This window comes from Flavobacterium sp. NKUCC04_CG, from assembly GCF_019345525.1.
GTDB lineage: Bacteria > Bacteroidota > Bacteroidia > Flavobacteriales > Flavobacteriaceae > Flavobacterium.
In genome coordinates, this window is record NZ_JAHKRA010000006.1 from 37565 (window position 1) to 50933 (window position 13369).

The 13369-nt window shown below is 35.8% G+C and carries 14 protein-coding genes; 1 reads left to right on the forward strand and 13 read right to left on the reverse strand.

Annotation, left to right across the window (positions count from 1 at the left end):
- Positions 1 to 7: 7 nt before the first annotated feature.
- From atpA to KO524_RS06360, 11 genes are all read right to left on the reverse strand, one after another.
- Positions 8 to 1582, reverse strand: coding sequence for a F0F1 ATP synthase subunit alpha (atpA, locus tag KO524_RS06310; protein WP_219291922.1), 1575 nt, complete (start codon positions 1580 to 1582; stop codon positions 8 to 10).
- 39 nt (positions 1583 to 1621) lie between these two features.
- Positions 1622 to 2155 (reverse strand): ATP synthase F1 subunit delta, encoded by a 534-nt coding sequence (atpH, locus tag KO524_RS06315; protein ID WP_219291925.1) that lies wholly within the window; start codon positions 2153 to 2155, stop codon positions 1622 to 1624.
- 9 nt (positions 2156 to 2164) lie between these two features.
- Positions 2165 to 2656, reverse strand: coding sequence for a F0F1 ATP synthase subunit B (locus KO524_RS06320; RefSeq protein WP_219291926.1), 492 nt, complete (start codon positions 2654 to 2656; stop codon positions 2165 to 2167).
- Positions 2657 to 2737: 81 nt separating this feature from the next.
- Entirely contained in the window at positions 2738 to 2938 is a 201-nt protein-coding gene (gene atpE / locus KO524_RS06325) for an ATP synthase F0 subunit C (RefSeq protein ID WP_133712667.1), read from the reverse strand.
- Positions 2939 to 2982: 44 nt separating this feature from the next.
- On the reverse strand, positions 2983 to 4080 hold the full coding sequence (gene atpB / locus KO524_RS06330; RefSeq protein ID WP_219292287.1) for a F0F1 ATP synthase subunit A: 1098 nt from the start codon (positions 4078 to 4080) through the stop codon (positions 2983 to 2985).
- A 117-nt stretch (positions 4081 to 4197) separates the two neighbouring features.
- On the reverse strand, positions 4198 to 4599 hold the full coding sequence (locus KO524_RS06335; RefSeq protein ID WP_219291929.1) for a hypothetical protein: 402 nt from the start codon (positions 4597 to 4599) through the stop codon (positions 4198 to 4200).
- A gap of 22 nt (positions 4600 to 4621) precedes the next feature.
- Positions 4622 to 4846 carry an AtpZ/AtpI family protein gene (locus tag KO524_RS06340; RefSeq protein WP_219291932.1) on the reverse strand — a complete coding sequence of 75 codons (225 nt, stop codon included), beginning with the start codon at positions 4844 to 4846 and terminating at the stop codon, positions 4622 to 4624.
- The gene (locus KO524_RS06345) at positions 4847 to 5239 is read right to left on the reverse strand and encodes a polymer-forming cytoskeletal protein (protein ID WP_219291935.1); all 393 of its coding nucleotides are present in this window, start codon (positions 5237 to 5239) and stop codon (positions 4847 to 4849) included.
- A 2-nt stretch (positions 5240 to 5241) separates the two neighbouring features.
- Complete coding sequence (locus KO524_RS06350) at positions 5242 to 7857, reverse strand: lipopolysaccharide assembly protein LapB (protein WP_219291938.1); 2616 nt, start codon at positions 7855 to 7857, stop codon at positions 5242 to 5244.
- Between the two features lie 176 nt (positions 7858 to 8033).
- The gene (locus KO524_RS06355; protein ID WP_219292290.1) at positions 8034 to 8729 is read right to left on the reverse strand and encodes an ABC transporter ATP-binding protein; all 696 of its coding nucleotides are present in this window, start codon (positions 8727 to 8729) and stop codon (positions 8034 to 8036) included.
- A gap of 22 nt (positions 8730 to 8751) precedes the next feature.
- Positions 8752 to 10221 (reverse strand): DUF5687 family protein, encoded by a 1470-nt coding sequence (locus KO524_RS06360; RefSeq protein WP_219291941.1) that lies wholly within the window; start codon positions 10219 to 10221, stop codon positions 8752 to 8754.
- A gap of 359 nt (positions 10222 to 10580) precedes the next feature.
- Here KO524_RS06360 and KO524_RS06365 point away from each other — a divergent pair, with 359 nt between their 5' ends.
- Complete coding sequence (locus tag KO524_RS06365) at positions 10581 to 10988, forward strand: hypothetical protein (RefSeq protein WP_219291944.1); 408 nt, start codon at positions 10581 to 10583, stop codon at positions 10986 to 10988.
- 57 nt (positions 10989 to 11045) lie between these two features.
- On the opposite strand, the gene KO524_RS06370 is transcribed toward KO524_RS06365, so the two are convergent.
- Positions 11046 to 12029, reverse strand: a complete 984-nt coding sequence (locus KO524_RS06370) for a TerC family protein (protein WP_219291947.1) — start codon at positions 12027 to 12029, stop codon at positions 11046 to 11048.
- A gap of 198 nt (positions 12030 to 12227) precedes the next feature.
- Positions 12228 to 13223, reverse strand: coding sequence for an NAD(P)H-dependent glycerol-3-phosphate dehydrogenase (locus tag KO524_RS06375; protein WP_219291950.1), 996 nt, complete (start codon positions 13221 to 13223; stop codon positions 12228 to 12230).
- Between the last annotated feature and the right edge of the window lie 146 nt (positions 13224 to 13369).

Sequence of the window (13369 nt, forward strand, 5' to 3'; positions counted from 1 at the left end):
CTAATTATTAATATTTAGAAGATACTTCTTTAGCTACTTGCTCTAGAGCTGCTGTAACTTCGTCAGTTAATTTTCCTGCTTTTAAAGCATTTAAAACCTCTTTGTGTTTTAAGTTCAAGATTTCAAGATAATCTTTTTCAAATTCCTTCACTTTATTTACAGGAACTTTTCTCAATAAGTTTTTAGAACCTGCATAGATAATAGCTACTTGGTCTTCCACTTTATAAGGATCGTTAACTGCTTGTTTAAGGATTTCAACGTTTCTTCTACCTTTTTCAATTACGTTTAAAGTAGCTGAATCCAAATCAGAACCAAACTTAGCGAAAGCTTCTAATTCACGGAATTGCGCTTGATCCAATTTTAAAGTTCCAGAAACTTTCTTCATCGATTTAATCTGAGCATTTCCTCCAACACGAGATACCGAAATACCTACGTTAATAGCTGGACGAACCCCTGAGTTAAACAAATCCGATTCTAAGAAGATCTGACCATCAGTAATCGAAATTACGTTGGTTGGAATATATGCAGAAACGTCACCAGCTTGAGTTTCGATAATAGGAAGTGCCGTTAAAGAACCACCACCTTTTACCAAATGTTTGATTGAATCTGGAAGATCGTTCATGTTTTTAGCAATCGTATCGTCAGCAATAACCTTAGCTGCACGCTCTAATAATCTAGAGTGAAGGTAAAAAACGTCACCTGGATAGGCTTCACGTCCTGGTGGACGACGAAGAATCAACGACATCTCACGGTATGCAACAGCTTGTTTAGACAAATCATCATAAATGATTAAGGCTGGACGACCTGTATCACGGAAATACTCCCCGATAGCAGCTCCTGCCATTGGAGCATAAACTTGCATTGGAGCAGGGTCAGAAGCATTTGCTGCTACGATAATCGTATAAGCCATAGCTCCTTTATCTTCCAATGTTTTTGCAATACCTGCTACAGTAGAAGCTTTTTGCCCTATTGCAACATATATACAGAATACCGGTTGCCCAGCATCATAAAATTCTTTTTGATTTAAAATAGTATCGATACAAACGGTAGTTTTACCTGTTTGACGGTCACCGATAACCAACTCACGTTGACCACGTCCTACTGGAATCATGGCATCGATAGACTTAATACCGGTTTGCAAAGGTTCCGTTACCGGTTGACGGTAGATAACTCCTGGTGCTTTACGCTCCAAAGGCATCTCGTACAACTCTCCTCCGATTGGACCTTTACCATCGATTGGAATACCTAAAGTATCAACAACACGACCTACCATTTGCTCACCTACTTTAAGGGAAGCAATACGACGTGTTCTCTTAACGATAGAACCCTCTTTAACTCCTGTTGAAGGACCTAACAATACAACACCAACATTATCTTCTTCAAGATTAAGTACCATTGCTTCTAATCCATTTTCAAATTGAACTAGTTCTCCATACTCAGCATGAGATAAGCCGTAAACACGAGCCACACCATCTCCTACTGCAAGAACGGTTCCTATCTCTTCTAAAGAAGCGTCAGATTCAAAACCAGATAACTGTTTTTTTAATATTGCTGAAATTTCAGCAGGTTTAATTTCTGCCATTTTGATTTATGGTTTATACACGTAATACGTGCGGTGATTTTAATTAGTTAATTGTCTCTTTAAGTCTTGCAACTTATTTGCTAAAGAAGCATTGAATTGCTGATCGCCTATACGAAGGATAAAACCTCCTAATATACTTGGATCAATAATGTTTTCAATGGTTACCTTTTTGTTTGAAATCTGTTTGATTTTATCCAAAACCTTTGCTTCCATTTCTCCATCCATTGCAATTGCAGTAGTTACCTTTGCTTTTTGTATCCCCAATTCCAGGTCGTACAACTCTTGAAATTTAGAAGCAATCGCCTCTAAAATATCAAAACGTTTGTTGTGCATAAGTAATTTAAACAATTCAATCGTTTGTGCCGATGTACTGGCAAAAACCTCGGATAAAGCATCTAATTTCACATTTCCTTTTATGGTCGGATTTGAAAGAAAACTCTTTAAATCTTCACTTTGAGAAATGGATCCTGAAATAAGAAGCATGTCCTTATTAATCGTCTCCAAAGTTCCTTTTTCCAAGGAAATCTCCAGCATTGCTTTTGCATATCTTGCAGCTGCTCTCGTGCCTATCATAAGGATGAATTAATTTAGTTTTACTTCGTCTAACATTTTTTCAACCAATTTCACTTGGGCTTCTTTGTTAGATAATTGATCTTTCAATAACTTCTCTGCGATTTCGATAGAAAGGCTAGAAATGTGATTTTTCAATTCACTCATAGCAGCATTCTTCTCACTTTCGATTGTAGCTTTGGCTTGAGCAATTATTTTATCACCTTGCTTTTGAGCTTCCAATTTGGCCTCAGCAAGCATTGTATCTTTAATATCACGGGCATCTTTAATCATTGCATCTCTTTCGATACGCGCTTCTTGTAAGATACGTTCATTATCTGCTTTAAGATTCTGCATTTCATTACGCGCTGCTTCCGCAGAGGCTAATGCAGTATTAATTGATTCTTCTCTACCTTTAACAGCAGCCAAAATTGGTTTCCATGCAAATTTCTTTAGCAAGAAAAAGAAGATAATAAAAATAGCTGTTGTCCAAAAAATTAAACTCTCAGGTGCTACAAAATTCATAGTATATTAGCTTTAATTTGTTTTAATGTAAAAATAGCATCCTAAAACCAACCGTTTCAGGATGCCTTTTTTTTTCAAAAATTATTTTGCAATTAATGCAACAACCACTGCGAACAATGCAACACCTTCGATAAGTGCAGCAGAGATAATCATTGCAGTTTGAATTTTTGAAGCTGCCTCAGGTTGACGAGCAATAGCATCCATTGCAGATCCACCAATTTTTCCGATACCTATTCCTGCCGCTAAAGCAGCAATTCCAGCACCAATTCCAGCTAAAATCATAGTTAAAAATTTATATAGTTAATATTTAATAAAACTCTAATTAATTAATGGTTGTCTTCCACCGCTTGACCGATGAATAATGCAGACAACAAGGTAAACACATACGCTTGCAAAGCGGCAACTAATATTTCCAATGCACTCATAAACAATACAAATGCTCCTGAAACCGGCGCAATAAATACCGATTGGAAAATAAAAATCAAAGAAACTAAACTCAAGATAATAATGTGACCAGCAGTGATGTTAGCAAACAAACGAATCATCAAAGCAACAGGCTTGGTAAACATACCCATAATCTCTACAGGAACCATAATTGGCGCTAACCATAACGGCACTCCCGGTGTATTGAAAATGTGTCCCCAATAATTTTTATTACCACTAAAAATAGTGATTAAGAAAGTAAACATAGCCATTACAAAAGTAAAGGCAATATTTCCGGTAAGGTTAGAACTAAAAGGGAAGAAAGGAATCAATCCAAAAAGGTTATTCACCCAGATTATAAAAAACACCGTCAATAAATACGGCATGAATTTTTCATATTTTTTTGCACCAATGTTAGGTATCGCTATTTCATCTCTAACAAAAACAATTAACGGTTCTAAGAAACCGGCTATCCCTTTTGGAGCTGCACTGTTTTTCTTGTAAGAACGCGCTACAGCACTAAACACAACAAGGATTAACAACACAGAGAAAATCAAAGAAAACACATGTTTTGTAATCGAGAAATTCATTGGTCTTTTAGAGAAATCCGTAATAGCAGGAGCTTCTATATGTGATCCGTCTGTTGCGGCTTCAAAAGCAGCTGCATAATAAATATTTCCGTGGTATCTAACAAAGGCTTGACCATTCTTTTCAACTACTACTGTAGCGTCGTCGTTATGATCAAATTCGCTAGACATAAAAGTAACTAAACCATTGTTTGTCCAAAGAATTACTGGCAATGGCATGGAATAGGAATGACCGTTATAATCGAAGAGATGAAATTCATGCGAGTCGGCAATATGGTGCTGAATTAACTCCGTTGCATCAAACTCTTCAGCTTCTTTGTCGTGACTTTGACTTGCGTCGGCTGCTGTGGATACGAACGGCATCAAAATCAGCAATAGGGCAGATAAATACTTCGTGAATTTTTTTGCGGTCATCATTTTTACTTAAAAATTGAAATTTATGGTCTGTAAAATTTGATGCAAAGATAAAATTTTTAATTTATAAATAACTGTTAATGATGAAAAAAAAATCAAGAGCCATCTTGCTATAAATCAAACGGTTTCCTCTTTTTTGTCTTTTAATAAGTCCACAACAAAAAAGGTTTCGAAAAATAAATATAAAAAGTATGGAACAAAAAATGCCACAACATCAGCTATATAAGAACGATCGTCGCTTCGAATTATAGGCAATAAGAAGAGCACAGACAGCATCATTTTAAAAAAACTGCTCGCCATAAACGCATATCCTGTGTATTCAGAAAAAACCGAATTGATATATAAAATAGCTCCGAACAACAACAATGTAATTAAAAATAGAAAACCATAAATTGCAAATGTATTGTAGTAATAAGGCTGAGGCGACAAAATAAATTCAATAAAAAGATATTGAGCACCACCAATTACTATCGTAAAAAGCACTAAGTATTTTATAAAATTCCCTAATTTTTGTTTCATTATAATTGTTGTTTTATGAGTTTTATTTATTTTTATTAAGTTGTTGTACTTGTTTAATCACCAGAAACATCGATAAAAAAACTGCCAATAAAGAGCAGCCTACGGTAAATCCGGAGAAATTATTCGGGTATTTCTCATCCAACCAAACCCCTAAATAGGTTCCGGCTGCGATAACCACTCCCATTTGCAGGGCCATACCCGAAAATCGAATGTATTGATTGACGGATTTTTTATCGTCTGGGCGCATTTATTTTTTTGTTTTTGACTGTTCTTCAGCTGGCATAATTCCCGTCATTTTACAGGTTACTTTAAAAACAGCTCCCGGTTCTACGGACAATTGACCTACACTTATTTCACCCGAAACTACCGCCGAAGCTTTGAGAATTAGAGCTTTTGAAACCGTCATTTTACCATCAACCTCGCCTTCAATATCTGCATTTTCGCAAATAACATCTCCTTTTATAACGGCACTTGGCCCCAAAACCAACCTTCCCTGAGAGGTAAAATTACCCAATAAAACACCGTCTAGTCGGAAATCAGCTACAGTCTCTATGGAGCCTGTTATCGTCGTTCCTTCAACAATTCTATTGGTTTTCCCTAATAAGTCCGTGTACGTTTTCTTTTTAGGTTTATCAAACATATTTATTTATTTTTCATTTCTAAAAACAACTCCCAATTCTTTTTAACTTGTATAACGGTATAGTTTTCAGTAGATACAATCGTGGCTGCTTCATCAATTTTATATGCTGATGCACTTTTTAAATAGGCCACTGCCGCCTCAGCGCTACGCTCATTTTCAAAACCGTGAAGTACAAAAAACACTTGGTTTACGGTGTAGTAATCCTGTGAAAATTTCACTTTTCCGTCATTTCTATCCAAAACATATCGTTCTAACTTTCTTGCCACCAACAATGATTTTTCCAAAGACTCGGCTGGAATACTGTAAACTACCTTCCAACTACGAGACGCATCATCACTTAATTTCAGAGCATTTAGTTTTGGCAAATCCCTATTGATAATACGGTCTGCCTCTTTGGCTTCCGCCTTACCTGCATAGGTCAAAGCTACGTAATTCAATGCCTTTTTGTATGCATCAATCCCTTCAAGCCTTCCTATGATATTGGCCTTTAGCAATTCGTATTTAGGCAAGAAATCGCTCTCTACAAACTGAGAAATTGCTTGATTGGCATTGGCCAAGGCTAGCACGTAATTTCCTTTCTCATATTCTTGATACAGTTTTCCATACACTTGCTCTGGAGAGCCTTCAACCTCAGATGAAATATTTTTATTCAGCAACAATTCTGCATATCGAGAATCGCTATGTTGTGATAAAATATTTTGCTTCCAATATTCGGCCTTAACCGGATCAATACTCAAATATATTTTATACAGATTGTATTTAGCCGGCAAAATCAATCGCTCTTCAGGCTCAAAGAGTAATAACGCCTCGAATTTTTCTACAGCCAATTCAAATTCTGCAAACTTATCACTGTAAATCGATCCCAATTGGAAGTATGCAAAATCCCTATCCTTTTTAATGGCCGCTAACTCTTTTGGATCGGTAGGAATTTGCCCTTTGTAAAAGGCTACAGAATACCTTAAGTTTTCTTCAGACCCCTCCTCTACTTCGCCTGCCGCTGCTTTACCGTCGGTATTCAAATCCGATTCTGTATTAGAAATGGATGAAGAACCCGCCCAACGCCAATCGTCTTTTAAGCTTCTATTTCCCCAACGTTTTTTAAATTCCAATTTACCGAAAGAAACAGCATTAGAAGAATAAAAATAAAAATTAGAACCGCCAGATTTAGAACCCGAACCGGCTGTATTTGACAATGCTTTCTGAGCCATTCCTATGGGGTCAATACTTCCACCTGTTAGTGGATTCGTAATTGTTGCAAAAGGAGACTGACCATTGGACTGAGCCCCTTTGTTCGCCAAAGCTTCCTTACGCTTATCATCTAATTTCATCTTGTTTATCAATGAATTAAAATAAGCGTCTTGCTCGGTCGAACTCATAGCTACCAATCTCAAAATACTATCACTTTCTTTAGCCGTACGTTCATACATGACCACGTCGTGTAGGTTGTCGCGTTTTTTGTTGATTTGATAAAACTCTTTTGTTTTTGGAGGCAATAACACCAAAGTACTGTCGTAATACTGTCCTGCCCATTCGTATTTGGCTTGATTAAAATAAATTTCGGCCAAGCTCTTGTAATTGGAGGCTTTTAAATATAAATCACCCTTGCTTTCTTTAAGCGAGGTTTTAAAATAATTGATGGCAGTAGGGTGTTTTTCTTGCTGCAAATAAAACAATCCTACCTGTCGATTAAGCAAGTCCAAATAAGGTCTGTTTTCCCTGTCTTTTAGCAAGCTTTTATATTTATCTAAGAAGGCGACGCTATCCACCTTTTTAAGATCTCCATACAACAATTGATTGGCATGTGATTGTATCATATATGGGCGAGGAGCTCGACGATTCATATCGATAACCTCTTGAAACGACGCCAAGGCCAATTCTTTTTTATCCGTTCGTCCATATAGTTGCCCTAATATAAAACTATAACGCGCTGTTTCCTCTATACGTTCCGTCAACATCTTTGCATCGACTAAAGGACTGATGGCACTATCCATATGTCCGGCATTCAAATAAGCCTGCGCCATTGTTGCCAAGGCATCAGCGCGATTTTGACCTTTTAAACCAGGCTCTTTCAGCATCTTTTTTATATTCTGAATCGCCAGCTCATCATACATCAATCGCAAGTTGGTTTTCTCTCTCCACACTTTCGCTTCGCTGATTTTATCGCTGTTTGGATATTTGTACAGTATATAATTAAAGGATTCCAAGGCTGGAATAAATCGATTGTCGTAATACCTGGATTTCCCCAATAACAAATAAGCTTCATCCATTTGCGGGTTTTTCTCCCGACCTCCAATATACATCGAGCGCTTTTGAATGGCTTTGGTAGCCTTGTCTTCCGCTAAGCGAAAATCTGGATTTTTAGGCTTGTCATCCAATAATGCACGCTCTTCAGGTTGCATTCTTTCGATGGGTAGTACTTCCCAAAAATTATCATGATATTGTTCCCTTAAATCCTTTAGCCCTTTATCAAAAGCAATATTCCCGTTGTACAAGACATTAAATTTGGTATTCAACGACTGAAACTGCCGATTGACCAAAGCATCCTTTTTAGTAGAACACGCCCATATAAAAGCGCCAACCACCAAGACTAAAATATATTTAGAGATATTCGTTTTCAATATTCGAAGTTTAAATACTTAACTTTTAAAACACTAATTTAGTATGACTAATGGGTAAAAATACGGCACTTTTATCGAAAAAAATTACTTTTAGGCAAAAATAAGAAATTCGCTTATCCAAAAAGGGATAAGCGAATTCTAAGAATGAATAATAATTAAATGTAGATCCGTGATAATTAAACGGAAAAAAAGCTTTCCAGTTCTTGTAATGTCGTTTCGGAAGTCTGTACATCTTTAACGATGCGTCCTTTTTCCAATGCCACTATACGCGTTGAAACCTCAACAGTATGTTGTAAATCATGGCTGGAAACCAACATCGTTATCTCTTTGGATTCCGATTTTTGTTTGATAATATTTTTTAATCGAATTTGGGTTGTTGGATCTAAGTTAGCAAACGGCTCATCCAATATAACCAGTTGTGGATTACCAATAAATGCGGCAACGATTCCCACTTTCTTCTGATTTCCCTTTGAGAGGTCTCTCAAGTACTTTTTTATATTTAAAATCTCTCCATTAAAAAAATCTTCATATTCTAGCAAAAAACTCTGAACGGCACTTTTATTCATCCCCCTCAGTTCTCCTATAAAATAAAAATATTCTTCCGGTGTCAAATACCCTATCAGAAAACTCTCATCGATGAATGCCGCTGTAAAAGGCTTCCATTGCTCCGTAATCTTGACCTCAAAACCCCCATTTAAAATAGTGCCTTTAGTAGGAGTAATCAAGTCGAGAAGCAAACTAAAGAAAGTGGTTTTTCCCGCTCCATTATTTCCGACTAAACCGAAACTCTCCCCTTTTTGAATATCCAAAGAGTCAATGTCCAAAACCGTGGTACCGTTATATGTTTTAGATAAATTTCGTACTTGTATCATCATATCGTTAATTTCTATCGATTTAATTTTTTTGTTTATATGCCTTTAATGCCTCGTATTTCTCACTTTTATAGAGGCGTTCTATGATATCGAAAACCCTATTCCTAAAAACCAAACCACTTGCACCTATAACCGTCAATGCGATAAGGGCAGCCTCCAAATTCCAAAACGTTTTAAAGCCAATATAAATCATAATTGGAACAAATACCTTTGGCATTGAAACCAGCATAGCTTTTAAATTAAATGCTTGTTTTTCGCCAAATACATTTTTGTTTTTTTCCAAATCTACGGGTGTTTTTATATAAGCTCCTCCCCACAAAACCAAATAACCATTCACCCCAATATTAAAAACACCAATCGCTAAAATCAACGCATATACCTCCCAACCAAAAAACAGATAAAAAGAACTGAGCACCATTGAAACCAAGGTTCCCAAAACCATTAACCACCATTTCGCCATTAAATAATCTCTGTATTTAATATTCTGACACATCATTAAAGGATAATAGGAAGAGTCCCAACTCGGAACAAATTGCCCGAAGTTTAAAAGAAAGCCTCCAGTAATCATGATTCCAAAAGCCACATGCATAAAGTCGTTATTATATTCTGGCATTATGTCACCGAAAGACAACAAACCAAAAAGCAAGAAAACCAAGCTCATCACAACCGTTGTACGGGGTCTTTTATTCCTTTTGATCATTCTAAGGTCGTTTTTTAGAAAGGGACTTATCGTACCAAAACGATCTAACCAACTAAAATCCTCAGTTTCCACTTCTTCCTGAGCTTTAGAAAGCGCTGAATCTAAATATAAATTTTTCGAATAAAATGAAAAAGCCCATTTATACAATAGGACTAAAAGCCCTAAAGGCACGACCACCAAAAAGGGATAATCATAGAAGGATTTAAAAAACAGCTCTGTAAAAATGGTCAGGTCAGCGACTTCAAAATAATGCAAAACTCCAATTACAGCAATAATACCGACTGTTACATAGAAAAAAACTGGACGGTTATTGATTAGCAAGTTTAGAAAATTGAAACAGTATATCCATAACAACAAACTCAAACCCCAAAAAACAACGTGCACTACCGGCATTCCCTCATAGATCATGATTCCACATAAGGGAATAAAAAAGAAAAGATGTACCGTATTAAAAACGGCAACAATCGTTTTTTCCAAGAAATATTTAACCAAGCGACTGCGCTTGATATTTAGTATTAATAAGGGTCGGATATTTGCCGTGGGTAGTTTTTGAAAGAAGAAACGCAGTGATAGGTCTGCTGCAAAATAATAAATCAAGTATTTGTTAATAGTTTCAAAGGGTGGTAAACCATTTTCCTCTAAAAGGAAATAACTTAAAACTCCAACTGCCATAAAAACTCCTAGTAAATATAAAGCGCCCAGCAGAAATAAGATTTTTACGAAAAGATTGAACTTAAAAGAAGCAGCTCTTGAAAAAGCTTTCCACTCTAAAGGAACAAGATATTTTAACATAGCGATATGCAGTTTTATATAATAAGTACACTTTAGCCACCAGTTGTTACACTTTTGCTCCTGTTTATTTTGAAAAAACATAATATTTATATCAAATCAAAGGAATTATAGAGAAAATCGCGCTTTTAAAAACCACCTGTTTTGATGTTTAATTCCATACAAATGCAGCTTAAGTGTTTCCTAAAAAAAACCACTACTTATGAACTACTCCAAGATCAACTGCTTTTTAATAATTATATTTGCACCATAAAAATCACATGGAATTGGATTTATGCGACAGCTACTAACATAGAATTGAAAACCACCAACTATGTACAGCAAGCAACATCATACATCCTTAAACACAAAACACAATCTGCATGAAAAAAGATATTATTATTCCAGTAGTCAAAGATGTTTTTATGGCTGCCGTATATGAATGGAATGAGGAGTTTGCCAGCCATGCTTGGTATGCCTATATAATCAATAAGAGCGAATTGCCTTTAGAAGCCATTATGATCATCTCTCAAGCAGAAGGAATGATTGACGCGGAGTTGAGAAAAAGCACCCTATTTAGACATGCCTTTCCTAGGTTAGAAGCAGGCGCATCGATAAAAGTAGAGCTATTAGACGAGAATATTTTTCAACTTGACAATCGCTTTATGGTCACTTTCTTTTCAGAGGGCACCCTATTTGACAAAAACTATATTTTCCCCGCAAATACGATTAGCGTTGACAACGTGATTGATTTGGACAACAACAAACATCAAGGAATTTTATCTCAATAAAAAATGCCCCTAAAACCAAAAAGGATTTAGGGGCATTATATTTAAAATATATTTTTTTTATTGCTCGTGCTTTGGTGGAAACAACAGCGACAATACAATAGATAGGGTTAATACACTTCCGATTACAGTAAGTGATATCCAAGACTCCATATGGTAAAATGGAGATATAATCATTTTCACACCTATAAAGGCCAAGATGATTGCCAATCCATATTTTAGTTTGCTAAAACTATCCATAAAATTCGCCAATAGGAAATAAAGTGATCTCAATCCTAAAATCGCAAAAATATTGGAAGTATATAAGATAAACGGGTCATCTGGCGCAATAGCGAAAATGGCCGGAATACTATCTACTGCAAAAAGCAAATCGGTAAATTCAATAACCACTAATGCAACAAATAGCGGTGTTGCCATTTTTACACCGTTTTGAACGGTAAAGAATTTATCACCATCGTAGTTCTCACTTACTTTAAAAAATTTGTGAACCAGTCTAACGGCAGGGTTTTTAGATAAATCGGCATTAGCATCATTTTCTTCTTTACTAAACCAGGATTTAATTCCCGAATACAATAAGAAAACACCAAAAATAGTCAAGACAGCATTAATTCGTACCGTTTGTCCAAACAGTTCCATATCTGGCAAATAGGTATGATTAATCATTTCCACACCGGCGAAGATGAATATCGCTCTAAATACTAATGCGCCTATAATTCCCCAAAACAATACCCTATGGTGTAAATGTTTTGGAACCTTAAAGAAGGTAAATACTAAGATAAACACAAATAGATTGTCAACGGAAAGTGCCTTTTCAATCCAATAGGCCGATTGAAAACGAGCAAAGTTTTCAAAATCCATATAGAAGTAGATGACTCCACTAAATACCATAGACAATGAAATCCAAACAATAGACCAGGTCAAGGCTTCCTTAGTAGAAACTTCATGGCTTTTTTTATTGAAAATTCCCAAATCCAATAATAACATAATAAATACGGCAATACCGAATACGGCTAAAATTCCCGGATGATTAATCAGATGATCCATAATTTAATTTTTATTTTACTCGGCAAAAATAATTCTTAAAAACTAGCCCAAGAGAAAGCTTATAATTTATTTAAAATCAACAACTTACAAAGTTAAAAAAACAACAAATGCAATGAAAACAAAAAAGCAACGCATTGAAATTCAATGCGTTGCTTTTTTAAACGTATGATTTGACCTTATGATGCCGTATTTTAAAAATTAATCCAATTTATCGGTTAATTTTTTAAATACTTTTTTCGGGTCTTTTCCTTCGTATAAAATATCGTAAACCGCATCGATAATTGGCGTTTTTGCACCGTATCTTTTGTTGAGTTCAAAAGCACTTTTGGCAGCATAATACCCCTCTGCAATCATGTTCATTTCCATTTGCGCAGATTTCACGGTATATCCTTTACCAATCATATTTCCGAACATTCTATTACGCGAGAAAAGCGAATAGCCTGTAACCAACAAGTCACCTAAATAGGCGGAATCGTTTATATTCCTTTTCATCTTATGTACTTTCTGAATAAACTTTTTCATCTCGCGGATAGCATTACTCATCAATAGGGCTTGAAAATTATCTCCATATCCCAATCCGTGCGCCATTCCACAAGCAATGGCATAGATGTTTTTAAGCATGGCCGCATATTCCGTACCGATAATATCGTCGGATATTTTTACTTTAATATAATGGCTGCTTAGACAAGCTGCCAGTATTTCTGCATTTTCCGTATTTGAACAAGCGATTGTCAAATAAGACAGGCGCTCCAAGGCTACCTCTTCAGCATGGCATGGTCCCGTTAAAACACCTATATTTTCATAAGGAATATTGTAAACTTGATGGAAATGCTCACCAACAATCAGACTGGTCTCTGGTATGATTCCTTTAATTGCTGAAAAAATCACCTTATCGTCCAAACTTTCCTTTAAATTTTGAAGTTCCGCATTTAAAAAGGCTGACGGAATAGCGAAAATAATATAGTCCGCATAAGCAACTGCCTCATTGATGTCGTTCGTTAACCGCAATTGGTCGGTATCAAATTCAACAGCACTTAAATAATTTGGATTGTGTTTATTAACTTTTAGTGCTTCTACCGCTGCTTCACTTCGCATATACCAAGCAATTTCAGATAGATTTTCGCAAAGCATTTTGGCAATGGCCGTGGCCCAGCTTCCTCCTCCTATAACTGCAAACTTTGGACTTTCCTTCATATAACACATATTGTTCAACCACCAAAAGTAGTTAAAAAACTAATTTCAAACAATTAACTATTCACAAGTATTAAAATAATTAAATAAACATCATTCTAAATATAGTAAATTTTTCAATTAAAAACTCAATATTTTAAAAATAAATA

What these genes read in the sequence shown, in the direction of transcription:
- KO524_RS06320 (WP_219291926.1), bottom strand. Translation starts at nt 2,656, where the DNA reads ATGAATTTTGTAGCACCTGAGAGTTTAATTTTTTGGACAACAGCTATT.
- KO524_RS06345 (WP_219291935.1), bottom strand. Translation starts at nt 5,239, where the DNA reads ATGTTTGATAAACCTAAAAAGAAAACGTACACGGACTTATTAGGGAAA.
- KO524_RS06335 (WP_219291929.1), bottom strand. Translation starts at nt 4,599, where the DNA reads ATGAAACAAAAATTAGGGAATTTTATAAAATACTTAGTGCTTTTTACG.
- KO524_RS06355 (WP_219292290.1), bottom strand. Translation starts at nt 8,729, where the DNA reads ATGATACAAGTACGAAATTTATCTAAAACATATAACGGTACCACGGTT.
- atpB (WP_219292287.1), bottom strand. Translation starts at nt 4,080, where the DNA reads ATGACCGCAAAAAAATTCACGAAGTATTTATCTGCCCTATTGCTGATT.
- atpE (WP_133712667.1), bottom strand. Translation starts at nt 2,938, where the DNA reads ATGATTTTAGCTGGAATTGGTGCTGGAATTGCTGCTTTAGCGGCAGGA.
- atpA (WP_219291922.1), bottom strand. Translation starts at nt 1,582, where the DNA reads ATGGCAGAAATTAAACCTGCTGAAATTTCAGCAATATTAAAAAAACAG.
- atpH (WP_219291925.1), bottom strand. Translation starts at nt 2,155, where the DNA reads ATGATAGGCACGAGAGCAGCTGCAAGATATGCAAAAGCAATGCTGGAG.
- KO524_RS06370 (WP_219291947.1), bottom strand. Translation starts at nt 12,029, where the DNA reads ATGGATCATCTGATTAATCATCCGGGAATTTTAGCCGTATTCGGTATT.
- KO524_RS06360 (WP_219291941.1), bottom strand. Translation starts at nt 10,221, where the DNA reads ATGTTAAAATATCTTGTTCCTTTAGAGTGGAAAGCTTTTTCAAGAGCT.
- KO524_RS06340 (WP_219291932.1), bottom strand. Translation starts at nt 4,846, where the DNA reads ATGCGCCCAGACGATAAAAAATCCGTCAATCAATACATTCGATTTTCG.
- KO524_RS06365 (WP_219291944.1), top strand. Translation starts at nt 10,581, where the DNA reads ATGAAAAAAGATATTATTATTCCAGTAGTCAAAGATGTTTTTATGGCT.
- KO524_RS06375 (WP_219291950.1), bottom strand. Translation starts at nt 13,223, where the DNA reads ATGAAGGAAAGTCCAAAGTTTGCAGTTATAGGAGGAGGAAGCTGGGCC.